General features: G+C 71.6%; 16 protein-coding genes and 2 pseudogenes. 12 read left to right on the forward strand and 6 right to left on the reverse strand.

What is annotated here, in order from left to right:
- Window positions 1–62 precede the first annotated feature (62 nt).
- Window positions 63–1,175, reverse strand: coding sequence for a hypothetical protein (locus tag AB0N81_RS30140; protein WP_365363810.1), 1,113 nt, complete (start codon window positions 1,173–1,175; stop codon window positions 63–65).
- Window positions 1,176–1,366: 191 nt separating this feature from the next.
- Between AB0N81_RS30140 and AB0N81_RS30145 the strand changes: the two genes are divergently transcribed.
- Window positions 1,367–1,603, forward strand: coding sequence for a hypothetical protein (locus AB0N81_RS30145; protein ID WP_365363812.1), 237 nt, complete (start codon window positions 1,367–1,369; stop codon window positions 1,601–1,603).
- Between the two features lie 119 nt (window positions 1,604–1,722).
- Here the strand turns inward: AB0N81_RS30145 and AB0N81_RS30150 are convergent, their stop codons facing one another.
- Entirely contained in the window at window positions 1,723–2,769 is a 1,047-nt protein-coding gene (locus AB0N81_RS30150) for a hypothetical protein (protein WP_365363814.1), read from the reverse strand.
- Between the two features lie 82 nt (window positions 2,770–2,851).
- Window positions 2,852–3,895 carry a hypothetical protein gene (locus AB0N81_RS30155; protein ID WP_365363816.1) on the reverse strand — a complete coding sequence of 348 codons (1,044 nt, stop codon included), beginning with the start codon at window positions 3,893–3,895 and terminating at the stop codon, window positions 2,852–2,854.
- An 82-nt stretch (window positions 3,896–3,977) separates the two neighbouring features.
- Between AB0N81_RS30155 and AB0N81_RS30160 the strand changes: the two genes are divergently transcribed.
- The 5 genes from AB0N81_RS30160 to AB0N81_RS30180 all read left to right on the forward strand — a co-directional run bounded on the left by AB0N81_RS30160 (window position 3,978) and on the right by AB0N81_RS30180 (window position 10,109).
- Complete coding sequence (locus AB0N81_RS30160) at window positions 3,978–4,430, forward strand: DUF4442 domain-containing protein (RefSeq protein WP_365363817.1); 453 nt, start codon at window positions 3,978–3,980, stop codon at window positions 4,428–4,430.
- Between the two features lie 76 nt (window positions 4,431–4,506).
- Window positions 4,507–5,007: a DinB family protein gene (locus AB0N81_RS30165; protein ID WP_365363819.1), complete on the forward strand. Its 501-nt coding sequence runs from the start codon at window positions 4,507–4,509 to the stop codon at window positions 5,005–5,007.
- Between the two features lie 243 nt (window positions 5,008–5,250).
- Window positions 5,251–7,737 carry a glycoside hydrolase family 3 N-terminal domain-containing protein gene (locus tag AB0N81_RS30170; protein ID WP_365363821.1) on the forward strand — a complete coding sequence of 829 codons (2,487 nt, stop codon included), beginning with the start codon at window positions 5,251–5,253 and terminating at the stop codon, window positions 7,735–7,737.
- Window positions 7,734–9,353, forward strand: a complete 1,620-nt coding sequence (locus tag AB0N81_RS30175) for a carboxylesterase family protein (protein WP_365363823.1) — start codon at window positions 7,734–7,736, stop codon at window positions 9,351–9,353. Before AB0N81_RS30170 ends, AB0N81_RS30175 begins: the two co-directional genes overlap by 4 nt.
- An 84-nt stretch (window positions 9,354–9,437) precedes the next feature.
- Window positions 9,438–10,109 (forward strand): DedA family protein, encoded by a 672-nt coding sequence (locus tag AB0N81_RS30180; RefSeq protein ID WP_365363826.1) that lies wholly within the window; start codon window positions 9,438–9,440, stop codon window positions 10,107–10,109.
- Window position 10,110: 1 nt separating this feature from the next.
- Here the strand turns inward: AB0N81_RS30180 and AB0N81_RS30185 are convergent, their stop codons facing one another.
- Window positions 10,111–10,644 carry a gamma carbonic anhydrase family protein gene (locus tag AB0N81_RS30185; RefSeq protein ID WP_365363829.1) on the reverse strand — a complete coding sequence of 178 codons (534 nt, stop codon included), beginning with the start codon at window positions 10,642–10,644 and terminating at the stop codon, window positions 10,111–10,113.
- 143 nt (window positions 10,645–10,787) lie between these two features.
- Between AB0N81_RS30185 and AB0N81_RS30190 the strand changes: the two genes are divergently transcribed.
- The 3 genes from AB0N81_RS30190 to AB0N81_RS30200 all read left to right on the forward strand — a co-directional run bounded on the left by AB0N81_RS30190 (window position 10,788) and on the right by AB0N81_RS30200 (window position 12,792).
- On the forward strand, window positions 10,788–11,525 hold the full coding sequence (locus AB0N81_RS30190) for an acyltransferase (RefSeq protein ID WP_365363830.1): 738 nt from the start codon (window positions 10,788–10,790) through the stop codon (window positions 11,523–11,525).
- Window positions 11,526–11,597: 72 nt separating this feature from the next.
- Complete coding sequence (locus AB0N81_RS30195) at window positions 11,598–12,182, forward strand: XRE family transcriptional regulator (RefSeq protein WP_365363832.1); 585 nt, start codon at window positions 11,598–11,600, stop codon at window positions 12,180–12,182.
- 43 nt (window positions 12,183–12,225) lie between these two features.
- Complete coding sequence (locus AB0N81_RS30200) at window positions 12,226–12,792, forward strand: YbaK/EbsC family protein (RefSeq protein WP_365363834.1); 567 nt, start codon at window positions 12,226–12,228, stop codon at window positions 12,790–12,792.
- Window positions 12,793–12,806: 14 nt separating this feature from the next.
- On the opposite strand, the pseudogene AB0N81_RS30205 reads toward AB0N81_RS30200, so the two are convergent.
- Together AB0N81_RS30205 and AB0N81_RS30210 are read right to left on the reverse strand one after the other, a co-directional pair.
- A pseudogene (locus AB0N81_RS30205) lies at window positions 12,807–13,337 on the reverse strand (GntR family transcriptional regulator); the annotation flags it as partial.
- Window positions 13,321–14,496 carry a CaiB/BaiF CoA-transferase family protein gene (locus AB0N81_RS30210; RefSeq protein ID WP_365363836.1) on the reverse strand — a complete coding sequence of 392 codons (1,176 nt, stop codon included), beginning with the start codon at window positions 14,494–14,496 and terminating at the stop codon, window positions 13,321–13,323. The gene AB0N81_RS30210 and the pseudogene AB0N81_RS30205, both read right to left, overlap by 17 nt.
- Before the next feature lie 398 nt (window positions 14,497–14,894).
- Here AB0N81_RS30210 and AB0N81_RS30215 point away from each other — a divergent pair, with 398 nt between their 5' ends.
- From AB0N81_RS30215 to AB0N81_RS30225, 3 genes and pseudogenes are all read left to right on the forward strand, one after another.
- Complete coding sequence (locus tag AB0N81_RS30215) at window positions 14,895–15,668, forward strand: GNAT family N-acyltransferase (RefSeq protein ID WP_365363838.1); 774 nt, start codon at window positions 14,895–14,897, stop codon at window positions 15,666–15,668.
- Complete coding sequence (locus AB0N81_RS30220) at window positions 15,665–16,546, forward strand: lysophospholipid acyltransferase family protein (protein WP_365363840.1); 882 nt, start codon at window positions 15,665–15,667, stop codon at window positions 16,544–16,546. The genes AB0N81_RS30215 and AB0N81_RS30220 overlap by 4 nt, the downstream gene beginning before the upstream one ends.
- A gap of 137 nt (window positions 16,547–16,683) precedes the next feature.
- A pseudogene (locus AB0N81_RS30225) lies at window positions 16,684–18,069 on the forward strand (alpha-amylase family protein); the annotation flags it as partial.
- Between the last annotated feature and the right edge of the window lie 152 nt (window positions 18,070–18,221).

The raw sequence follows: 18,221 nt of genomic DNA on the forward strand, positions 1-18,221 counted from the left end.
TTGATGCCTCGGTGCCTCGGTGCCTCGGTGCCTCGGTTCCCCGGCCCCTCGGGGCCCGTGGCTCAGGACTCCTCGGACGCCGCCTCGCTCCACCGGACGGTGCTGAGGATCTTCTTCACCGTGGCGTCGGGCACCTCGTCCTTGACGCCCTTGGCGCCGTAGAGAGTCCAGGCCACGTACTCGCCGGCCTCGTTCTTGAAGCCGAACGTGGTGGCCTTGCCCTCCGAGTCGCACTTGGCCGAGGTGGCGGCGCCGGACGTCGTCGACGTCGCGATGCTGCCCTTGATGCCGGACTTGGTGGTGTAGTCCTCGATCTTGCTGATCTCGATCTTCTTGCGATCGGCCTTCGTCTGCTCGGTGTAGCCGCCGAAGACCCACCAGGCCGAGTCGTTGCGCGCGATGTCCTCGGTGTTCTTGGCGCCGTTCTGGCCCTTCGTGCCGACCGCGGCGAGCGAGGTGTCGTCGGGCTCGCCGTCCTTGTCGTCGTCGGACGTGCACCACTTGTCCTTGAGGACCGCGGGCGCGGACATGCCGATGATGGTCTTCGCGCCCTCGTCCTTGCGGTCGTCGAAGGCGATGAAGGTGTCCGGCGTCTTGACCTCCCAGTCAGGGGGGACGTCGAAGGCGGTGCCCCACTTCGGGTTCACCACGACCTGCCAGCCGTCGACGGTCGGCTTGTCCTCGCCGCCCTCGCCGCGCGAGTTCCCGTCGTCGCTCGCCGTCGGATCGGGCTTCTTCGAAACGGACTTCGAGGGCTTCGCGGGGCCGGCCTCGTCGTTCTTGTCGTCCTCACCGCCGAGAACCAGGAAACCGGTGACTCCGGCCGCCACGACCACGGCGAGCGAGGCGACGATGGCGGTGATCTTCGTCTTGTCGCCGCCGCCACCGCCCTGACCGCCACCGCCCTGACCGCCGCTGCCCTGACCGCCGCCGACCGGCTGCGGCGGCGCGGGCGGCGGCGTCGGGGCCGCCCAGTGCGACTGCTCGGGCTGCGAGTACCCGCCCGCGTGCGGCTGGTGGCCGCCCACCGGCTGCTGGTAGCCGCCCGCGGGCTGTTGCTGGTATCCCGGCTGCTGATACGGGTTCGGCTGCTGGTACCCCGGCTGCTGGTACGGGTTCTGACTCTGGTCCTGCGGGTTCTGCTCGCCCCCGGGCGGCTGCTGTTCTGGCCACATGGCCAGTAACCATAGAGGGGCGTGGGGAGGCCGTGCCACGGCTGCCCGTGCGCGGAGCCCCTCGGGCGATGGCCACACAGGGGTAAGTGGGTCAAATGGTGCGCGGGTGGCGACGTGATCATTGATGCCATACAGTGATCAACTGCTTGCGACCGGTAAACAGATTTCAGATTTGCACAGGGGAGATATTTGTGTCCGGAATCAAAATGAAGGTCTTCGGTGTGCTCGGAGCAGCGGTGGTCACCGCCGCCGCCTTCTCGGGCGTGGCATCGGCCAAGCCTTTCAAGTACTACGCGGGTCCTTTCAAGAGCGAGTCGATCTGCAGCAGGTACGTGCTCAATGAAATGGGCGGCTTCCCGTACGAATGTGTTCGTGTGCAGGGCAGTGAGGCCTCGGGCATGAAGTCGGGCTGGTACGTCACCAAGTGACGTGTGGGCAGCGGGGCGGGGCCGGCGATGACGCCACGGCCCCGCCCCGCTGCCCTGGTTTCTGCGTCCGGTCGCCGTCGGCTGCCCGCTCGCTTGAATTGAGGTTAGTTCAGGTGAATTCAGGACTCCGTCGGTTCTCCGTGTGTGCGCACCGTGCTGAGGATCTTCATCACCGTCTTCTCGGGTATCTCGTCCTTCACGCCCGTGGCCCCGTAGAGGCTCCAGGCGACATAGTCGCCCGCGGCGTTCTTGAAGCCGAAGGTGATGGCTTTGCCGTCCGTCGCGCACTTGCCCTTCTGGGGCGTGCCCGTGGACTTGGAGTGGGCGATGCTGCCCTTGATGCCGGACTTGGTGGTGTACGGCTGTGCCTTCTTGTCGGTGGTGAGGCTCTTCTCGTCCGGCTGGGTGTAGGCGGCGTAGACCCACCACCCGACCTGGTTGACCGCGACCTCGGCGGTGTTCTTCGCGCCCTTCGCGCCCTTGGTGCCCACGGCGGCGAGCTCGTGGTCCTCGGTCCTGCCGTCCTTGTTGTCGTCGGTGACGCACCACTTGGACCGCAGGTACGCGGGCGCCGACATCGTCATCATCGGCTTGCCGGTCTTGTTGTCCTCGAAGGCGATCGCCGAGCCGGGATTCTGGATCTCCCACTCCGGCGGTACGTCGAAGGCGGTGCCCCACTTCGGGTTCACCACGACCTTCCAGCCCTTGATCGTCGGCTTCGGGCCGCTGTCCGTGCCGCGCTCGCTGTCGTCGCCGTCGTCCGCGGTCGGAGCCGGCTTCTTGGAGTCGGTCCGCGCGGGGGCGTCGGCCTTGGTGTCCTTGTCGTCCCCGTCGCCGAGCACCAGGAATCCGGTCACGCCGGCGGCCACGACCACGGCGGCCGCCGTCACGATCGAGATGATCTTGACCTTGTTGCGACCGCCCCGGCCGCCACCGCCACCGCCTGTGCCGGCCGCCTGCGGCACGCCCCCCGGGGCGGTCGGAGCGCTCCACTGCCCCTGTTGCCCGCCCGCCTGCCCGCCCACCGGCTGCTGGTAGGGGTTCGGCGCCTGGTATCCCGGCTGCTGATACGGGTTCGGCTGCTGGTACCCCGGCTGCTGGTACGGGTTCTGACTCCGGTCCTGCGGGTTCTGCTCGCCCCCGGGCGGCTGCTGTCCTGACCACATGGCCGGACACGATACGGGGAGCCGCCGGGCAAGATCACACCCGCCCCGGAGGCGCGTGGGGTGCCCGGCCCCCAGGGACTGCTCAGTTCTCGGAGACCTTGTACTCGCGCACCGTCGCGAGGATCTTCTTCACTGTCGCGTCCGGGAGTTCGCCCTCGACGTTCTTGGCGCCGTGGAAGGACCAGGAGACGTACTTGCCCCCGGTGTCCCTGAAGGCGAACACGGTCGCCTCGCCGTCCGAGTCGCACTTGCCCTGCTTCGCGACGCCGGTCGAACTGGCGCTCACCACGCTGCCCTTGATGCCGGACTTGGTGGTGTACGCCTCGGTCGGGCCGGTGGTGACCTTCTTCCTGTCCGGCTGCGTGTACACGCCGTAGACCCAGTTCGTGGCGTCGTGCCGGGCGACCTCCTCGGTGCTCTTGGCGCCGCGGTTGCCCCGGGTGCCCGCGGCCGCCAGCGACGTGTAGTCCTGACTGCCGTCCCTGTCCTCGTCGCTCGCGCACCACTTCTCCTTGAAGTAGGCGGGGGCGGCGTACGCGGCGAGGAACTCCGCCGAGTCGTCCTCGGCGTCCTCGTTCTCCACGACTCCGCCGGCCCAGTCCCGCGACTCCAGGGACCAGTCGGCCGGCACGTCGAACGCGATGCGGAGCTTGGGGTTGACGACGACCTTCCAGCCGGGCACGGTCGGCCCGGGCATGCCGTCGCCGGTGCGGGGATTGGATTCCTCGGAGGCGGCCGGGCCGGGTGCGGCGGAGGACCGTGCGGGGCCGGGCTTCGCGGTGTCGTCCTTGTCGCCGCCGAGGAGCAGGAGTCCGGTGACGCCCGCGGCGACCACGACGGCGCCGGCCGCGACGAGGGCGATCACCTTGGTCCGGTTGCTGTTGCCGCCATTGCCGCCATTGCCGCTGTTTCCGCCGTTGCCGTCGCGCGGAGGTTCGGGGGCCTGGCCGTGCGGGCCGGCGGGCATGGTCGGGGCGTTCCACGGGGCTTGCTGCCCGTACGGGTTGGGTTGCTGGTACCCCGGCTGCTGGTAGGGATTCTGCCCGGGGTTCCCCGGGCTCCCCTGGCCCTGCCCCTGGTTCCGCTGGTTCTGCTCGCCCCCGGGCGGCCGCTGTCCTTGCCACATGGGCGTCCACGATAGGTGACGGTGATCTACGGGGAGGCAGGTCCTGGTCAAGGGTCGCTACTCGTGGGTAACATCCCGTGCCATGAGCGCAGAACAGATGACGATCGGCGAGATGCTCGCCGCCACGGTTCCGATGGCCCGCACCCTGAATCTCGAATTCCGGGAGACCGCGCCGGACAGGGCCGTGGTGGCTCTGCCCGACCAGAGCGAGTACCACAACCACGTCGGCGGCCCGCACGCCGGCGCCATGTTCACGCTGGGCGAGTCCGCGAGCGGGGCCATCGTCCTCGCCGCGTTCGGCGCGGAGCTGTCGCGGGCCGTGCCGCTCGCCGTCAGCGCCGAGATCGCGTACAAGAAGCTGGCCATGGGACCGGTGACCGCCACGGCGACCCTCGGCCGCCCGGCCGCCGACGTGATCGCCGAACTCGACGCGGGCGAGCGCCCCGAGTTCCCGGTCGCCGTCGAGATCCGGCGCGAGGACGGCGCCGTCACCGGCGAGATGACGGTGGTGTGGACCCTGCGGCCCAACGGCTGACGGCTCCCCGATCGGCCCCCTGACGCGGGTACCCAGGGGGCCGGGCCCGCGGTGGCGCATGGCAGGATCGGGGCCCATGAGGGGCGAGTTCGCGAAAGAGTACCTGCACGGTGACCTGCGGCAGATCCGCGAGACGATGCTGTGGAAGCTCGACGGGCTGTCCGAGAGCGATGTCCGCCGCCCCATGACGGCCACCGGCACCAACCTTCTCGGCCTGGTCAAGCACCTGGCGCTCTGGGAGTCCAGGTACTTCGGCGAGGTCTTCGGCCGGCCGTTCCCCGAGCCCCTGCCCCGCTGGGACGACGTCGCCGAGCGCGGCGCGGAGATGTGGGCGGCCGAGCACGAGACGCGCGAGGAGATAACCGACCGCTACCGCAGGGTGTGGCGGCACGCGGACGCGACGATCACCGCCCTCGCCATCGACTCCTCCGGCCATGTCCCGTGGTGGCCGCGACCCGACGTGACGCTGTTCAACGTCATGGTCCACATGCTCACCGAGACCGGTCGGCACGCCGGTCACGCCGACATCCTCCGTGAGCAGATCGACGGCTCCACCGGCACCGCCCCCGGGTACTGAGCGGACCCGCGAAGGCCGGCACATACAGGAGCCGGATCACGCTTTTCTGTTCAACTTGTTGACACGCGTCATGCGCGGCCATAGTTTTCCCGCCGCCACACGTGGTGCCTAACGGCGTGTCAAGTCCCTGTTGTCGCATAGTGCGTTCAAGGGGCGAACGACGACCCGCCATTGGCACGTGTACACGCTTCGCTTCGCACAGTCGTGTTCGCGCACACAAGGCACAGAAGGAAGTGACGGCTCATGTCCGACTCCGTGTCCCGGCGTTCCGTCCTCGGACTGGTCGGCGGTGCGATCACCGTGGCCGCCGCGGCCACCGCCGGTGTGGCGGTGCCCTCGCACGCGGCGGCCCGCGCCGGACAGGGCCCCGGCGCCGGTCCCCGCGTCGAGTCCCTCATCGGCAGACTCACCCTCGACGAGAAGATCTCCCTGCTGCACGGGGCGACCGACCCGAAGGGCCTCGGCCAGGCGGGATACGTTCCCGGCGTGCCGCGCCTCGGGATCCCGCCGCTGCGGCTCGCCGACGGCCCCGCGGGCGTCCGCGTCGCGGCCCGCGCCACCGCCCTGCCCGCCCCCGTCCTGCTCGCCTCCGCCTTCGACCCCGCACTCGCCCGCCGCTACGGCCAGGTCATCGGCCGCGAGGGGCGCGCCCTCGGGCAGGACGTGCTGCTCTCGCCGATGGTCAACCTCATCCGCACCCCGTACGCGGGCCGCAACTTCGAGACCTTCGGCGAGGACCCGTTGCTCGCCGCCGACATGGTGGCCGAGGAGATCAAGGGCATCCAGGGCGAGGGCCTCGTCGCCACCGTCAAGCACTTCGCCCTCAACAACCAGGAGAAGAACCGCGAGTCCGTCGACGTGCGTGCCGACGAGCGGACCATGCACGAGACGGAGCTGCGCGGGTTCGAGGCGGCGGTCGCCGCCGGCACCGGCTCCGTCATGGGCGCGTACAACAAGGTCAACGGCGTCTTCGCCTGCGAGAACAAGACGCTGCTCACCGGCATCCTGCGCGAGCGGTGGGGTTTCGAGGGGTGGGTGATGACCGACTGGTTCGCGCAGCACAGCACCGCCGCCGCCCTCGCCGCCGGCCTCGACATGGAGATGCCCGACGGCTCCTACTTCGGCGCCGCGCTGAAGAAGGCCGTGCGGAACGGCGGCGTGCCCGAGGCGCAGGTCGACCGCTCGGTACGCCGTGTCCTCGGCGTCATGGAGCGGTTCGGGCTGCTCGACGAGAGCGTGCCGCCCAGGCCGGGGCGGGACCCCGGGGCGGGGGCGGCGGTCGCCCTCGACGTCGCCAAGGCGGGCGCCACCCTGCTGCGCAACGCGCGCGGCACCCTCCCGCTGACGGGCCGCGCCGCCCGCGACATCGCCGTCATCGGACCCACGGGCCGCCACCCGTTCGTCAGCGGCGGCGGCAGCGCGCACGTCGTCCCCGACCGGGCGGCCGGTCCGCTCGACGCCATCACCGCACGGGCCGGACGCGACGCCGACGTCACGTACGCGCTGGGCGAGGACCTGTACGGCAAGGCGATCCCGCGCCGCGCGCTCACTCGCGGCTTCGACGCGGAGGGCCAGCGGGTCGCCGCCGGGAAGAAGTGGACGTACGACGGGAAGCTGACGCCCGACGAGGCCGACGAGTGGACGCTCGTCATCCACTACTCGGGCGAGCGGCCGAAGGTGGAGCTGGACGGCAAGGAGCTCTATCCGAAACAGCCGGGCGTCGCCGAGTTCTTCTCCGGCGGCCTCGTCTCCACCGCGCCCGACGGAATGAACGTGCGCCGCGCGACACTGACCCTCGGCCGCGGCGGGCACCGCCTGAGGATCAGCGCCGAGGGCGGCGACCAGGGGCAGACGTTCCGGCTCCGCCGTGTCACCGGTGCCACCCGCGCGGCCGATGTCGCCGGAGCGGTGCGGGCGGCGCGCGACGCGCACAGCGTCGTCCTCTTCGCGTACGAGGACGCCACGGAGGGCCAGGACCGCACGACCGTCGCGCTGCCCGGCCACCAGGAGGCGCTGATCAAGGCGGTGACCGCCGTGAACCCGCGCACCACCGTGGTCCTGAACACGTCGTCGGCCACCTCGATGCCGTGGCTGCGGCGGACCGCGGCCGTGCTGCAGATGTACTACCCCGGCCAGGAGGGCGCGGCCGCCACCGCCGCCGTCCTGTTCGGCGACTGCGACCCCGGCGGCCGGCTCACCCAGACGTTCCCGGTCGACGACGACCGCCATCCGATGGCCGGGAATCCGCGCCGCTACCCGGGAACCGACGGCGTCGAGGAGTACTCGGAAGGCATCCACGTCGGCTACCGCTGGTACGACGCGGAAGGGGTGCGGCCGCTCTTCCCCTTCGGGCACGGCCTGTCGTACACCACCTTCGACTATCAGGACCTGGAGGTGCGCGGGGCGGGGCGGAGCGTGGACGTCGGCTTCACCGTGCGCAACACCGGTCGGCGCGACGGCGTCACCGTCGCCCAGGTCTACGTCGGCCCGTCCCCCGACCTGGGGCTGACCCAGGCCGAGCGGGTGCTCGGCGGCTACCGGCGGATCGGGCTGACAGCGGGGGAACGGCGGCGCGTCACCGTCCGGATCGACCGGCGGACCCTGTCGGCGTGGGACGCCGAACGCCACGGCTGGGTGCTCGGCACCGGCCGGCGGACCATCCAAGTGGGTACATCAGCACGTGACTTGATCCTCTCCTCGACCACCGTCATCAAGGGAGCCGGTTCATGATGAAGATACCCCGCGTCGCGTCGGTCGTCGCCGCCCTGGCGGCCGCCGCCGCGGCCTCTCTGGCGCCGCTTCCGGCCCAGGCCTCGGGCAGACCCGCCGCGTCGGACGGTGCGCTGGTGCGCACCGCCGCCGGCTGGCTGCGCGGCGACGTCACGGGCGAGGGACGGCAGTTCCTCGGCATCCCCTACGCGCAGCAGCCCGTCGGCGGCCTCCGCTGGAAGGAGCCGCGCCCCGCGAAGCCCTGGACCGGAGTGCGCGGAGCGACCACGTTCGGCAACCGGTGCGTACAGAACGCCAGTTGGGACCCCGGCTACGAGAACCCCAGCCACACCGAGGACTGCCTCGACCTCAACGTCTACACGCCGAAGGGGCAGTCGGCGAAGCAACGCCCCGTCATGGTGTGGCTGCACGGCGGCGGGCTGACCGCGGGCGCGGGCGAGGACATCGTGCCCGACACCTTCGCCCGCCGCACCGGCACCGTCGTCGTGACTGTCAACTACCGCCTCGGAGCGATGGGGTTCCTCGCCGGTGAAGGTCTCGACGGCGAGGCGTCCGACGGCGTGTCCGGCAACTACGGACTGCTCGACCAGCAGGCCGCGCTGCGCTGGGTGCGCGCCGAGATCGGCCGGTTCGGCGGCGACCCGCGCCGCGTCACCATCGCGGGCGAGTCCGCGGGCGGCCGCTCCGTGTGCACCCTGCTCGCCTCGCCCACGGCCCGCGGCCTGTACCGCGCGGGCATCGTGGAGAGCGGCGCGTACGGCGACTGCGCGGGCCGCGAACGCGCACGGGCGGCCCGTGACGGCGCGGCGTTCGCGAAGAAGGCGGGCTGCCCCGATCCGCGGACCGCCCCGGCCTGCCTGCGGGCCAAGCCCGCCGAGGAGATCCTCGCCGCGCAGGCCGGCTTCGACTGGGGCCCGGTCGTCGGCGGCGCCTTCCTGCCCGTGCAGCCCGAGGAGGCGTACGAGAAGGGGAGCGCGGCCCGCGTACCGGTGCTGAACGGCGCGAACAGCGACGAAGGCAACCTCTTCGCCTTCGCCCGGTTCGACGGCCAGGGCAGGCCGCTCACCGCCGAGCAGTACCCCGACGCGCTCACCGACGCGTACGGGCCGGAGCTGGGCGGCCGGGTCCTTCAGGCGTATCCGCTCGCGGAGCACGCCTCGCCGACGCACGCGTACGGCGCGGCGGTCGGCGACCGGATGTTCGCCTGCACGGCACTGCGCATGAACACGGCACTGGCGCGCCGCGGGCCCGTGTACGCCTACGAGTTCGCGGACCGCACCTCACCGCCCTTCGCGTCGCTGCGCGAGCTGGACACCGACTTCGACTTCGGCGCGACACACGTCAACGAAGTCCAGTACCTCTTCAAGCACTTCGGCCTGGCCTCGCCGCTCGACGCCGAGCAGCGGGCGCTCGCCCGGCAGATGGTCCAGTACTGGGGCTCCTTCATCCGCACCGGCGTGCCGCGCGCCGACGGCGGGCCCGCCGTCCCCGACCAGCGCACCCGGCCGGGGCAGGTGCTCTCCCTGCGCACCGCGTCGGCGGGCGGGACCACGATCAGCACGACGGTGCACGACGAACACCGGTGCGGCCTCTGGGACGCCGTTCCGGCCGGGTGATCTCCTGCGGGTAGGCTGCCCGGCGTGCGCGGCCGAGCGGCGCGCACGCCGGGCACACACACTTGACCACGGGAGGAACCGGCGTTGCACGTCCAGGAGTGGCTGGAGCACGTACCAGCCGTCAGCATCTACGCGCTGGTGGGCCTTGTCATCGGTCTGGAGAGCCTGGGCATCCCGCTGCCCGGTGAGATCGTCCTGGTCTCCGCGGCGCTCCTCTCCTCCCAGCACGGCGACATCAACCCGGTGATCCTCGGGGCGTGCGCCACCGCGGGCGCCATCATCGGCGACTCCATCGGGTACGCCATCGGGCGCAAGGGCGGCAGGCCGCTCCTCGCCTGGCTCGAACGGAAGTTCCCCAAGCACTTCGGTGCCGCCAACGTGGCGACCGCCGAGCGGTCCTTCCAGAAGTGGGGCATGTGGGCGGTCTTCTTCGGCCGCTTCATCGCCCTGCTCCGCATCTTCGCCGGGCCGCTCGCGGGCGTCCTGCGCATGCCGTACTGGAAGTTCCTGATCGCCAACGTCCTCGGCGGCATCGTCTGGGCGGGCGGCACCACCGCCGTCATCTACTACATCGGCGTGGTCGCCGAGGACTGGCTCAAGCGGTTCTCATACGTGGGACTCGGCATCGCCGTGCTGATCGGCATCAGCTCGATGCTGTTCGTCAAGCGCCGGGCGAAGAAGGCGGCGGCCGAGGCCGAGGCGGAGGCCGCCGCGGCGCCCGCGGCCGAGCCTCAGCCGGTCCCGGTCGGCGACTGACTCACTTCGCGGCGTGCGCGTCGCGGTGGGCCCCGGCCAGCTCGACGTACATCGTGCCGTTGAGCGAGATGCCCTCGCGCTCCTCGTCGGTGAGCGGCCTGCGCACCTTGGCGGGCACGCCCGCGACGAGCGAGCCCGGGGGCACGCGCATGCCCTGCGGCACCAGGGCCTGCGCGGCGACCAGGGAACCCGCACCGATCACCGCGCCGTTCAGGACGGTGGCGCCCATGCCGATCAGGCAGTCGTCCTCGACGGTGCAGCCGTGCAGGACGGCGTTGTGGCCGACCGAGACGCGCTCGCCGATCGTGATGGGGAAGCCAGGGTCGACGTGGAGGCTGCAGTTGTCCTGGATGTTGCTGTCGGTGCCCACGACGATGGGCCCGCAGTCGGCCCGCAGCACCGCGCCGTACCAGGTGCTCGCCCCGGCGTGCAGCGTCACCTCGCCGAGCACGACGGACGTCGGCGCGGTGAAGGCGTCCTGATCGATCTTCGGGTCCTTGCCGCCGATGCCGGTGATGAGTGCCTCGTGGCCCATCGACTCGCTCCCTGCTTCCGTACGTCTGTGTGGTGTCGCGCCTGACGGCACCGTACGGGACGGGGCAGCCGGGGCCCCCGCGTGGGGTGAAGATCACAGGCCGGGGGCCTGCGGGCCCCCGTGGCACTGAGTAACGTGAGCGCGTGCCGAAGAACAGGAACACGTTCTCACCCCTCGCCGCCGTGCCGCGCCGTCTCGCGCAGCGCGCCGTCCACGCCGGCTGGGACTGGGTGCAGCGCACGGGCGCGGTGACGGCCGCGCACCCGGGACGGCTGCGGTTCGGCGCGATCGGCGAGGGCACGAAACTCGCCTTCCCGCAGGGCACGGTCTTCGGGGAGCCGTGGATCAGGATCGGCGACCACTGCATCGTGGGCCAGCACGTCACGCTCACCGCGGGGATGATGCCGGACCTCGACCTCGGGCCCGACCCGATCCTGCGCATCGGCAACGGCGTCGTGCTCGGGCGGGGCAGTCACGTCATCGCGGACACGACGGTGTCGATCGGCGACGACTGCTACTTCGGCCCCTATGTGTACGTGACGTCCACCAACCACTCCTACGACGACCCGCATACGCCGATAGGCAAGCAGTGGCCCCGCATGGACCCGGTGGAGATCGGGCCTGGCTGCTGGATCGGCACGGGCGCGGTGATCCTGCCGGGGGCCCGGATCGGGCGCAACGTCGTGGTCGCCGCCGGTGCCGTCGTCCGGGGCGAGGTGCCCGACCACGCCGTGGTCGCCGGGGCGCCCGCGCGGGTCGTGCGGACGTGGAGCGCGGAGGCCGGATGGCAGCCGCCCCTTCGCACGCCCGCGCCGGTGCCGATCCCCGACGGGGTCACACCCGAGCAGCTCATCGCCCTGGGGGAGCTGGGCGAGGCCTGAGCCCGCCCGGCGGCACCAGGTCCGCCGGGCCCAGTATCGTGAACTCTCTCATTCACCATATTGGACGGGAACGTGGCGGACCTCGACCAGCTGACCCAGTCGCTCGCGCGCAATCTCAGGCGTTGGCGCAACGAGAGGGGCTTCACCCTCGACGCCCTGGCGGCCCGCGCGGGCGTGAGCCGCGGCATGATCATCCAGATCGAGCAGGCCAGGACCAACCCCAGTGTCGGCATCACGGTGAAGCTGGCCGACGCGCTCGGCGTCAGCATCACCACCCTCCTCGACTACGAGCAGGGTTCCCACGTCCGCCTCGTGCCGCCGGAACAGGCGGTGCGCATGTGGTCCACGGAAGCCGGCAGCAGCACCACGCTCCTCGTGGGGGCCGAGGCGCGCGGGCCCTTCGAACTGTGGTCCTGGCGCCTGATGCCGGGTGAAGGCAACGACTCCGACGCGCACCCGCCGGGCACCGTCGAGCTGCTGCACGTCTCACGGGGCGAACTGACCCTCCTCGTGGACGGCGCCGAGCACACCGTGCCGGCGGGAACGGCCGCCACCTTCGAGGCCAACGTGCCGCACGGCTACCGCAACAAGGGCGACGAACCCGTGGAGATGACCATGTCGGTGTCGGTGCCGCCGGCCCACGCCGGTTCCTACTAGGGGCTGTTGGGCCGCCGCGCGTCGGCGCTGTTAGCGTGCGTCCATGCGCGCTCCTCTTGGTGAATTCGATGTCGTCAGCCCCGCACCCGAAGCCCTCGACCTGCTCGTGCCGCCCGTCGCGGACGCCGTACGCGACTGGAGCGGCCCCGTTCCGGCCGATGAGCTGATCCATGTCGACACCGACCCGCGCTGGGCCGACACCGCCACGTTCCTGGAGCACTACGGCCCCGAACTGCTCGCCCAGTCCGCCAACTGTGTTGTCGTGGCGGGCAAGCGCGGGGGCGAGACGACGCTCGCCGCGTGCGTCGTCCTGTCGGGGACGCGCGTCGACGTGAACGGAGCCGTGCGCCGCCAACTCGGCGCACGCAAGGCCTCGTTCGCGCCGATGGACACGGCCACGGGGGAGACCGGCATGGAGTACGGCGGCATCACGCCGATCGGGTTGCCCGCCGGGTGGCCGGTGCTGGTCGACGCCGCCGTCGCCGACCTGCCGTACGTCCTGGTGGGCAGCGGCAGCCGGCGCGGCAAGCTCATCGTGCCGGGCAAGGTGTTCGCCGGGCTGCCGGGCGCGGTCGTGCTCGAAGGGCTCGGCGTCGCTGTCGACGGCTGACCGTCAGCGCGGAAGTCGCTGACCGCGAGCTCGGCGGGACGACCGCCCGCCGTCGCGTACAGCCGGTCGACCCGCAGCAGCGGATGTGACGGCCGGCAGCCGAGACGCGCGGCCGTGCCGGGGTCCGCGACGGCGACGGTGACGCTCTGCCGGGCCTCCGCGACGGGCCGCGGGAGCCGCCCGTCGAGCAGAGCGATGACCGTCGACCCGAAGTCGGCGTCCGCTGCCGTCAACTCCGGGACACCGACGAGTAGTTCACCGACGTCGCGCGGCAGAGCCAACAGATCCTCGGCCGAGCCGAACTGCCGTGAGCGAGCGCCGAGTCGGGGCGCGGTGAACGTGCCGCGCCCCGGCGTCCGGACCACCGGACCGTCCGCCACGAGTTCCTGGAATGCGTGCCGCACGGTCTGCCGGCCGACCCCGTGCGCCACGGCCAACTCGGCCTCCGTGGGCAGCCGCACCCCTTCGGGGAAGTCGCCCCGCGGAACCGCCTCGCGCAGCCCGCGGGCGAGCCGTGCGTAGGCACTGTCACTCCCGCGGACCACGGCCCAGCTCGGCGAGGATCGCGGCGGTGTGCTCGCCCGCCTCCGGCACCGGGTCCATGCGCGGGACGACCCCGGAGAGGGTGGCAGGCGGCAGCAGGGCCTGTACGGGCTCGGACGTGCCCGGCACCTGGATGTCCCGCCAGCGGTCGCGCTCGGCGAGCACCGGGTGGGCGAGGAACTCATGGACCGAGTTGACCCCGGCATGGGCGATGCCCGTACGGCCGAGCAGCTCCATCGCCTCGTCGCTGCCGAGCTCCGAGAAGCGTACGGAGATGATCGCGTCGAGGGCGTCGCGGTGCGCCACGCGGGCGGACCCGGTGGCGAAGCGTGGATCGTCGGTCAGCTCGGGCCGCCCGAGAAACTCGCGGCACAGGGCGGCCCACTCGCGCTCGTTCTGCACCGAGAGCAGCACGTCCTTGCCGTCGGACGCGGTGAACGGGCCGTACGGAGCGACCGTCGCGTGGCGGGCCCCGACGCGGGGAGGCTGGGTGCCGCCATAGCGTGTGTAGTACGCGGGCTGGCTCATCCACTCGGCGAGCGCGTCGAAGAGGGACACCTCGACGGTCGGCGCGCGCCCCGTGGTCGCCCGCGTGTACAGCGCCGACAGGATGCCGCTGTACGCGTACATGCCGCCCGCGATGTCGGCGACGGAAATGCCCACGCGGGCGGTCTCGTCCGGTGTGCCGGTGAGCTGGAGCAGCCCGGTCTGGCACTGCACGAGCAGGTCGTACGCCTTGCGGTCGGCCCACGGCCCGTCCATGCCGTAGCCGCTGACCGTGCACGGGATCAGTCCCGGATGGCGGTCCTGCAGCTCCTTCGCGCCGAGGCCCATGCGGGCGGCGGCGCCCGGCGCGAGGTTCTGCACGAACACGTCGGCCCCCGCGAGCAGCTCCTCCAGGATCTCGCGGCCCTGCTCCGACTTGAGGTCGAGGGTGAGCGACTCCTTGGACCGGTTGAGCCACACGAAGTAGCTGGCCTGGCCGCGCACGGTGGTGTCGTAGCGCCGCGCGAAGTCACCGCCGTCGGGGCGTTCGACCTTGATGACCCGGGCCCCGAGATCGGCGAGCTGGCGGGTGGCGAACGGCGCGGCGACGGCCTGCTCCAGGCTGACGACGGTGATGCCTTCGAGGGGGAGGGGAGGGGTGTGGGGAGGGGGCATGCGGAGTTTGTACGGCCAAATGGTGAGGGCGTCAACGATGGGATGAGGCGGGGCGGGGCGGGGTGGAGCGCGCCGGGCGGGGCTCCCGGAACGCGTGCCGTGTGTTTCGTGAGGGGCCGGTCCCGTTCCCGACGCGCGCCGGACGGCGGGCCGATGCGCGGCTGAAGGGCGCAGTTCAGCCGGCGGCGTCACCGTGCTGGGTGGGGGCGGTGGCGTGCGGTTCGGCGCGGCGCCGTGTTCTTCCCCCCCTCCCTCCCCATCTCCCTCTCCATTCCTCCCCGCCCCTCTCCTCCCCCGCCCCCTTCCCCCCGCTCCCTTCCCCTCTCCCTTCGGCCCTCCTGTGCCCGGCATCCCGTCTCGTCCCCCTCTCGTCCCCTCGCCCGAGAAACGGAACTGTCATGCCCTCGACACCACTGACACCGCTCACTCCCTCCGCACCGCTCACCCCGGCCACCTCGTACGTCACCTCCGTCGCGGACACCACCGAACAGATCAGGGCCGCCCAGCGGCTGCGTCACCGGGTCTTCGCCGAGGAGATGGGCGCGGTTCTCGACACGCCTCTGCCCAACCACGACATCGACGCATTCGACGACCTCGCCGACCACCTGATCGTCACCGACACCTCGACCGGCGAGGTGGTCGGGACGTACCGGCTGCTGCCGCCGGGGCGTGCCGAACGGTCCTACTCCGACGGGGAGTTCGACCTCCGCGCGCTCGACGGTCTGCGGTCGTCCACCGTCGAGGCGGGCCGCTCCTGCGTCGACCCCGGCCACCGCACCGGTGCCGTGATCAACCTGATGTGGTCCGCTCTCGCCCGCTACGTCCTGCTCTCCGGGTGCCGGTACCTGGCGGGCTGCGCCTCCGTGCCGCTGGCGGACGGCGGCCGGGCGGCGTCCAGCGCCTGGCTGCTGGGGACGGCCAAGCACGCGGCGCCGCCCGAGCTGCGGGTGCACCCCCGGCGCCCCTGGAATCCCGAAGGACCAGTCCCGGGCCGCCCGGTCCACGCCGACCTGCCGCCCCTGCTGCGCGGCTACCTCCGCCTCGGGGCGTGGGTGTGCGGAGCGCCCGCCCACGATCCGGAGTTCGACGTCGCGGACTTCTTCGTGCTGCTCGACATGGAGCGGCTCAGCTCGCGCCATCGCCGCTACTTCCTCGGCGAGGACGCGCAATGACCCCGTGGACGGTCGACCGCGGCTGCCCGGCGAGCTGCGCCGCCGACCCGGACCCGCGCGTGCCTCTGGGTGAACTGGCGCGCAGGTACGCCGCGTTGACGTACGCCCTGACCCGGGCCGTGGCCCGCGGCGACCGGCTCGCCGTTCCTCCGATCCTGCGGGCCGAGGCACGCGCGGTGCTCGGCGCGCTCGGGGTGCGTCTGGAGGTGGCGGGCGGCGAGGGGCTGAGCGTGTCCGGAGGCGCCGGGTGCACCGGAGGCGCCGGGGGCGGCGAAGGCGTCGGGGGCGCCGGAGGTGTCGGCGGCCCCGGAACTCTGGTCGTCGCCAATCACATCTCGTGGCTCGACGTCATCGCCCTGCTCGCCGTCGAGCCGGTGCGCGTACTCGCCAAGCGGGAGGTGGGCCAGTGGCCGGTGATCGGAGCGCTGGCCCGGCGCGCCGGTACGCGGTTCATCGACCGGGATGGCAGCCCTCGGGAACTGCCGGGCGTGGTGGGGGAGTTGGCGGAGGTGCTCCGGGGTGGCGTGTCGGTCCTCGTCTTTCCCCAGGCGACCACCTGGTGCTCGGTGTCGGGCGGCCGTTTCCGCAGGGCCGCGTTCCAGGCCGCGGCCGACGCGGGCGCTCCCGTCCGGCCCGTGACGGTCGAGTACCGCCAGGGCGGTGTGCCCAGCACCGCTGCCGCCTTCCTCGGAGCGGAGGACTTCACCACTTCGCTGCGGCGGGTCGCGAGCGCCCGTGACCTCGGCGTGCGGGTCGTGGCGTACGCCCCGCTGTGGGGCGCCGACCGGCGCGAGCTGGCCGCGGCGGCGCGGCGGGCCGTCCTCGGGGCCGAGGTCTTGACCTCGGCACCGGAGTCCGGACCTCGCCGGGCCGTGTGAACCGTGGTGCACGGGGGGTTGACCCTTCAACAGGCGGCTCCTAGGGTCCCGTCTGCAACAAGTTTCTGCAAGCAAGCGGAAACCTTTTCATTGCCGCCAACATCGCCGCCAACATCCCCCCACGTAGGAGGCTTTCGATGCACGGCCGTATATCGAGACCCCGCAGGATCGCCGTCATGGGTGCCGCACTCGCGGCAGGCGCGGCAGGCAGTCTCTGCGCGACGGCCGCCACCGCGGAGGGCGCCACCAAGGACGTCACCGCCGTGATGTTCGAGTGGAGCTTCGACTCCGTCGCGAAGGCGTGCACGGACACGCTCGGCCCGGCCGGGTACGGATACGTCCAGACCTCACCCCCACAGGAGCGTCTGGACGGACCGTCGTGGTGGACCGCCTACCAGCCGGTCAGCTACAAGATCGCCTCCCGGCTCGGCGACCGCGCGTCGTTCAAGAGCATGGTGGACACCTGTCACGACGCGGGCGTCAAGGTGATCGCCGACACGGTCATCAACCACATGACCAACGCCCAGGGCACAGGCTCGGGCGGCACGCGGTTCACCAAGTACGACTACCCCGGCACCTACGGGGACGCCGACATGGACAGCTGCAAGAAGGAGATCCAGGACTACACCAAGCGGGAGGAGAGCCAGAACTGTGAACTCGGCGGCCTCGCCGACCTGGACACCGGCGAGGAACACGTCCGCAAGACCATCGCCGGGTACATGAACGACCTCCTCCACCTCGGAGTCGACGGCTTCCGCGTCGACGCGGCCAAGCACATGCCCGAGAACGACCTGAAGGCGATCAAGTCGCAGCTGACCGACCCGGACGTGTACTGGAAGCAGGAGACGCTGCCCGGGCCCGGCGAGGAGGTCCAGCCCGGCGAGTACACCGGCACCGGTGACGTCCAGGAGTTCACCTACGCGTACGGGCTCAAGGGAGCCTTCGAGAGCGGCGGCCTGGCCGGTCTGAAGAACATCGCCGACGGCAAGCTGCCGTCGGAGTCCGTGGGCGTCTTCGTCGCGAACCACGACACCGAGCGGCAGGGCAACGTCCTCACCTACAAGCAGGGCGCCACCTCCACCCTGGCGCACGTCTTCATGCTGGCCTTCCCGTACGGCTCCCCGGACGTCCACTCCGGGTACGCGTTCAACAGCAAGGACGACGGCCCGCCCGACAACAGCAAGGCCGACTGCTCAGGCGAGGCGTGGGTGTGCCAGCACGCGCAGCGGCAGATCGCGAGCATGGTCGCGTTCCGCAACTCCGCCGGGGACGCCGCGCTCACCGACTGGTGGGACAACGGCGGCAGCGGCATCGCCTTCGGCCGCGGCGACAAGGCCTTCGTCGCTATCAACGCGGGCGACGGCGAACTGAAGGAGACCTTCAAGACGTCGCTGCCCGCGGGCGAGTACTGCGACGTGCAGTCCGGCAAGCCCGTGACCGTCGACGACGGCGGCCGGCTCGCTGTCACCGTCGCCGCCAAGAGCGCGGTCGCCGTCCACGTCGGCGCCAAGAGCTGTGCGGGTGCCGCCAACTGATTACCCGTAACCCGAATCCGGCGGCCCGGCGTGTGCGCACACGCCGGGCCGCCGTGCTGTCCGGACGACGAACGTCCGGAGGGCGAATGCCAACACGACGAATGCCCCGACGACGAAGGAGTGAGGAACTGTGTCCCGTC

It is taken from the genome of Streptomyces sp. NPDC093510 (assembly GCF_040683555.1).
Lineage (GTDB): Bacteria > Actinomycetota > Actinomycetes > Streptomycetales > Streptomycetaceae > Streptomyces.